At 58.9% G+C, this 5,689-nt stretch carries 5 protein-coding genes; 4 read left to right on the forward strand and 1 reads right to left on the reverse strand.

Going from position 1 to position 5,689, the window contains the following annotated elements; all coding sequences use genetic code 11:
• Nucleotides 1-1,071 (forward strand): redox-regulated ATPase YchF (gene ychF, locus ACIQ0G_RS09875; protein ID WP_397577760.1); only part of this gene is annotated, 1,071 nt, incomplete at its 5' end.
• Nucleotides 1,072-1,160: 89 nt separating this feature from the next.
• Here ychF and mutL read toward each other — a convergent pair.
• Nucleotides 1,161-2,993, reverse strand: a complete 1,833-nt coding sequence (gene mutL / locus ACIQ0G_RS09880) for a DNA mismatch repair endonuclease MutL (RefSeq protein WP_397577761.1) — start codon at nucleotides 2,991-2,993, stop codon at nucleotides 1,161-1,163.
• 160 nt (nucleotides 2,994-3,153) lie between these two features.
• Here mutL and ACIQ0G_RS09885 point away from each other — a divergent pair, with 160 nt between their 5' ends.
• From ACIQ0G_RS09885 to mreD, 3 genes are read left to right on the forward strand one after another with little or no spacing between them, the layout of a single operon-like run.
• On the forward strand, nucleotides 3,154-4,194 hold the full coding sequence (locus ACIQ0G_RS09885) for a rod shape-determining protein (protein WP_397577762.1): 1,041 nt from the start codon (nucleotides 3,154-3,156) through the stop codon (nucleotides 4,192-4,194).
• A gap of 13 nt (nucleotides 4,195-4,207) precedes the next feature.
• Nucleotides 4,208-5,110, forward strand: coding sequence for a rod shape-determining protein MreC (gene mreC, locus ACIQ0G_RS09890; protein WP_395629472.1), 903 nt, complete (start codon nucleotides 4,208-4,210; stop codon nucleotides 5,108-5,110).
• Nucleotides 5,107-5,661 (forward strand): rod shape-determining protein MreD, encoded by a 555-nt coding sequence (gene mreD / locus ACIQ0G_RS09895; RefSeq protein WP_397577763.1) that lies wholly within the window; start codon nucleotides 5,107-5,109, stop codon nucleotides 5,659-5,661. The genes mreC and mreD overlap by 4 nt, the downstream gene beginning before the upstream one ends.
• The last annotated feature ends 28 nt before the right edge of the window (nucleotides 5,662-5,689 follow it).

The raw sequence follows: 5,689 nt of genomic DNA on the forward strand, positions 1-5,689 counted from the left end.
CCCAATGTGGGCAAGTCCACCCTGTTCAATGCACTGACCGAAACGGCAGCAGCGCAAGCGGCGAACTATCCGTTCTGCACGATTGAACCCAATATCGGCAACGTAGCCGTCCCTGACCCGCGCTTGCAAACCATCGCCAAAATCGGCGGCAGCCAAAAGATTATCGAAACCCAACTGGGCTTTGTCGACATCGCTGGCCTTGTGCGCGGCGCGTCAAAAGGCGAAGGCCTTGGCAACCAATTTTTGGGCAACATCCGCGAAGTCGATGCCATTGTGCACGTGCTGCGCTGCTTTGAAGATGACGACATCCAGCATGTCGATAACAAGATTGACCCGATTTCAGACGCAGAGACGGTCGAAACCGAATTGATGCTGTCCGATTTGGAAAGCCTTGAAAAACGGGTTCCCAACCTCATTAAAAAGGGCACGCAGGGCGACAAGGAAGCCAAAATCAGCGCGGCGGTATTAAGCCGTGCGCTTGACCTGCTGCGCGAAGGCAAGCCAGCGCGCCTGACCAAGCGCGACGATGCCGAAGAAGAACGGCATTTCCAAATGGCGCAGCTTTTGACCGCAAAGCCAGTTTTATATGTGTGCAATGTCGAAGAGGCGAGCGCAGCGAACGGCAATGCGTTGTCGGCACGGGTATTTGAAAAGGCGAAGGCCGAAGGCGCGGAAGCCGTTGTCGTATCCGCCGCCATCGAAGCGGAAATCTCCACCATGCCCGCCGAAGACCGCGAAGTGTTTTTGGAAGACCTTGGCCTGACCGAAACCGGCCTCGCCCGCGTTATCCGCGCTGGATATGAATTGCTGCACCTCATCACCTTCTTCACCGTCGGCCCGAAAGAAGCGCGCGCGTGGACAATCCACCAAGGCGACACCGCCCCCAACGCTGCGGGCGCTATCCACAGCGACTTCGAAAAAGGCTTCATCCGCGCCGAAACCATGGCCTATGATGACTATGTCCAGTTCAATGGCGAAGCCGGCGCGAAAGAAGCGGGCAAATGGCGTTCGGAAGGCAAGGAATATCTCGTCAAAGACGGCGATATCATGCTGTTTCGATTTAATGTCTAAAAAGCGTGTGGTTTCACATCGACGCGAGGGCGGGCGCAGCCACAAGCAGATCGTCTTAGCCGCGCATTAACTCTACAAAGCGAAGCTATTCACTTTCGGCCGAACAGCTTTTCCACGTCACCCAATGCCAACTTCACCCAAGTTGGCCGACCGTGGTTGCACTGCCCGCTATGCGGCGTGACTTCCATTTCGCGCAGGAGCGCGTTCATTTCGGTGACGGACAAGACACGGCCAGCGCGGACGGAGCCGTGGCAGGCCATCGTTGCGGCGACATGGTCGATGCGTTCTTTTAGCGACAGGGCTTCGTCATAAGCGGCAAGGTCGTCGGCCAGATCTTCTAGCAATCCCTTGGCATCGCCATCGCCCAGCACGGCGGGCGTGGCGCGCACCAGCATGGCGGCGGGGCCAAAGCGTTCGAGGTCCAGTCCAAATGCCGACAGTTCATCGGCGCGCGCCTCCAGCCGGTCGCAGGCGGGTTCGTCGAGTTCAACAACTTGCGGCAGCAACAACGCTTGCGACGGGACGGCTCCGCCTGCCGCAGCCATCGCCTTGCGCATCCGTTCGAGCACGAGCCGTTCATGCGCGGCATGTTGGTCAACGATGACGAGGCCATCTTCGGCTTCGGCAACGATATAGGTGTTGGCCACTTGCCCGCGCGCGACGCCAAGCGGGTGGCTAGCGCGTTCCGGCACGGGTTCGTGGGCGACGGCGGCCCTGCCCCATAACGGCGCAAGGTCTTCGCCAGGGATCGCACCCAAATCGGCAAAGCTGCTGCGGTTTTCATATGCCGATGGATAGGTCGGACGCTGGCCATATTGCCCCTGATAGCCAGATCCAATTGCGGCGGCAGGCGCAGCAAAAATGTCCCCTTGTGCGGTATGAATGGGTTCCTGCTGCCATGCGGCAAGCGCGTCCGCCGATGGCCGTTGCACCGCGCGGAAACCGGACTGGCCCAGCGCATGGCGCAGCCCCGATATGATCATACCGCGGATTAACGCTGGCTCGCGAAAGCGGACTTCTGTCTTGGCGGGATGCACATTTACGTCGACCTGTGTTGGCGGCAGATCAATGAACAGCGCCACCACCGCATGCCGGTCGCGCGCCAGCATTTCGGCATAAGCGCCGCGCACGGCACCAATCAGCAGGCGGTCTTTTACCGGACGGCCATTGACGAACAGGAACTGGTGGTCAGCAACGCCGCGATTATAGGTGGGCAAGCTCGCCACCCCGCCAAGGCGCACGCCTTCGCGTTCGAAATCAAGTGCAACGCTGTTGTCGATAAGCTCCCCGCTGGTCAGCGCGGCCACGCGTTCGGGCCGTGCGCTGGTGGGTTGCACCGCCAGCACGCGCCGGCCGTCATGCTCAACGGTAAAGCCAATGTCCGGCCGCGCCATCGCCAACCGCTTCATGGCGTCGAGCGCAGCGGCATATTCGGCGCGCGCACTGCGCAGGAATTTGCGGCGGGCGGGCACATTGCCAAACAGATTTTCAACGCGAACGCGCGTGCCCTGCGGCAGTGCGGCAGGCCCCTCACCGGTCACCACGCCATGGTCCACCGTCCGCGTCCAGCCTTCGGCACCAGCCGGCCTGCTTTCCAGCGTCATTTTGGAAACGCTCGCGATGGATGGCAAAGCCTCCCCCCGGAAACCCAAAGTCGACACCATTTCGATATCTTCATCGGGCAGTTTCGACGTCGCGTGGCGTTCCAATGCCAGCGCCATGTCGGCAGGCGACATGCCGCAGCCATCGTCGGTGACTTCGACCAAGTCGATGCCGCCGGCACCCAGCCGAACCGAAATATTGCGGGCGCCCGAATCGATGGCGTTTTCGACCAGCTCTTTTAACGCGCTGGCTGGTCTTTCCACCACTTCACCGGCGGCAATGCGGTTGACCAGATTTTCAGGGAGTCTTCTTATTGACATGTGCAGGTTCCTAGCCCAAGCGCAGAGCCCAAGCGACTCCTTAATCGTTCGCACTCCAGCCAAATATCTGTTTTTAAAAACAGCAAATTCCGCTAGGACCGCGCGATTATTTGGACGCGCTCCAAAGGAGTCTCTCCAAAACGGATTGGGTGGAAATTAAATGGTATTTGGCAAGTTTTTCCGTTTCGCATCACAAGACATGGCAATCGACCTCGGCACCGCAAACACGGTGGTCTATGTACGCGGTCAAGGGATTGTCCTGAACGAGCCTTCGGTGGTCGCGATTGAAACCATAAACGGTATCAAGCGCGTAAAGGCCGTTGGCGACGATGCAAAGCTGATGATGGGCAAGACCCCCGACAGCATCGAAGCCATTCGCCCCTTACGCGACGGCGTTATTGCCGACATCGATGTGGCCGAACAAATGATCAAGCACTTCATCCACAAAGTGCACGGCAAGCGCCGCATGTTCAGCTACCCCGAAATCGTCATCTGCGTCCCGTCGGGTTCGACATCGGTCGAGCGCCGCGCGATTCGCGATGCCGCATCCAACGCGGGTGCTTCTGAAGTGTTCCTGATTGAAGAGCCCATGGCTGCAGCCATCGGCGCGGATATGCCTGTGACTGAGCCAATCGGTTCGATGGTTGTCGACATCGGCGGTGGCACCACCGAAGTTGCCGTGCTTTCGCTACGCGGCCTTGCCTACACCACCTCGGTACGCACCGGAGGTGACAAGATGGACGAGTCGATTGTCTCTTATGTCCGACGACACCATAACCTGTTGATCGGTGAAGCGACTGCTGAACGGATCAAGAAGGATTTCGGTACCGCGCGTCCACCAGCCGATGGCATTGGCCAGACATTGCACATCAAGGGCCGCGATCTTGTAAACGGCGTGCCAAAGGAAATTACCATCAACCAGGCCCAGATTGCCGAAGCCTTGTCGGAACCCATTGGCACCATCCTGGAAGGCGTGCGCATCGCGCTCGAAAATACCGCACCAGAACTGGCGGCGGACATCGTTGATCAAGGGATTGTTCTAACCGGGGGCGGCGCGTTGATGGCTGGCCTCGACGAATATCTGCGTGATGAAACCGGACTGCCGGTCACGGTCGCCGAAGACCCGCTGACCTGCGTTGCAATCGGTACAGGCCGGGCGATGGAAGACCCCATCTTCCGTGGCGTCTTGCTGACCGCCTGATATAGGTCTCAGCATGGCGCCGCCCAAACACCGGCGCCCCGGATTTTCCCGAAAGGCGCAATATGGCCTGTTCGTGACCTATGTCGTCGCGATTGCAGGAACGATGGTTGCTGCCTTGTTGCTGGCCATATCGGTGGCTGATCCTGCTGGCTTTTCGGCGCTTCGTGCGGCAGGGGCCGAAATAACAGCGCCGGTCGCGCGTATGTTCAGCAATGTCCGCCGGTCGGCGCAGAACATGAATGCGACCGCGGCTGCTTATATCAACGCAGGTTCCCAAAATGCCGCGCTTCAAAAGCAAGCCAAGGTCAACCGGAAAAAGCTGATCGAGGCGCAAGCGCTGCGTGTCGAAAATGCGCGGTTGCGCGGATTGCTAAAATTGTCAGAGGACGGCGAAAGCCAAGTCGCCGTGGGCCGCCTGATAAGCTCCACCTCATCCAGCACGCGGCGCGTGGCGACATTGTCCATTGGCCGCAACTTTGGCGTGGAGCGCGCGCAACCTGTGCGCGGTCCTTCCGGATTGATTGGCCGCGTTATCGAAACCGGCCCGACAACGGCACGTATTCTTCTCGTCACCGACGCTGAAAACTTGGTTCCTGTCATGCGCGCAAGCGATGGCCTGCCCGCCTTCTCGGCAGGCCTTGGCAATGGCACGGTGTTGATCAAGCCGTTGAACTTGGGCGAAAGCCCGTTCAAGGTCGGCGACGTCATTGTGACGTCGGGCAATGGCGGGCTGTATCCGCCCAATATTCCTTTCGCGCGCGTTATCAAAAAAACCAGCGATGGGGCGTTGGCGATACCCTATGCCGACCCGGGCAACACGCCTTATGCGGTGGTGATACGACCATATCAGGGCGAAGCACGCGCGGCCCAGCAGGCGGTGGCGCCTGACGGTGAAACCAAGGAAGTTGCGGAATGAAAATTCCGGTGACGACCATTCGCCTGCCCACCCGTCCGGCACGGGAATATGAATCCCGTTTTGACCGCGAACAATCGCTGCTCAAGATGCTGGCCATTCCCATTACGTCGGTCGCTATCGCATCGATGATTACGGCGTTGCCGATATTCACCGAAGAACCGCTGCTACCGCCACTTGGGCTGTTGATGTTTTTAAGCTGGCGTCTGATGCGTCCCGGGCTACTGCCCGTTTGGTCCGGCGTGCCATTTGGTTTGATGGATGATGTGTTCAGCGGCCAACCCTTTGGCAGCGCGGGATTGCTATGGTCGCTCGCTATGCTCAGCATTGAGATTATCGATGCGCGCGCGATCTGGCGCGATCATATTCAGGATTGGCTTATTGCCGCCGTCTTAATTGCAGGGGTGCTGTTGGGCGGATTGTGGATTGCGGGCATGGCGCACGCTGCGCCTGCGCCCGCTGTTTTGATTCCGCAGATCATATTGTCCATATTGCTATATCCGCTGGCCGTGCGAATATGCGCGCGTCTCGACAGCTGGCGATTGGCAACATGAAGGTCGAAAAACAGGTTACATCAGGACA

Source organism: Sphingorhabdus sp. (assembly GCF_044354325.1).
Taxonomy (GTDB): Bacteria; Pseudomonadota; Alphaproteobacteria; order Sphingomonadales; family Sphingomonadaceae; genus Sphingorhabdus_B.

What these genes read in the sequence shown, in the direction of transcription:
- mutL (WP_397577761.1), bottom strand. Translation starts at nt 2,993, where the DNA reads ATGTCAATAAGAAGACTCCCTGAAAATCTGGTCAACCGCATTGCCGCC.
- ACIQ0G_RS09885 (WP_397577762.1), top strand. Translation starts at nt 3,154, where the DNA reads ATGGTATTTGGCAAGTTTTTCCGTTTCGCATCACAAGACATGGCAATC.
- mreC (WP_395629472.1), top strand. Translation starts at nt 4,208, where the DNA reads ATGGCGCCGCCCAAACACCGGCGCCCCGGATTTTCCCGAAAGGCGCAA.
- mreD (WP_397577763.1), top strand. Translation starts at nt 5,107, where the DNA reads ATGAAAATTCCGGTGACGACCATTCGCCTGCCCACCCGTCCGGCACGG.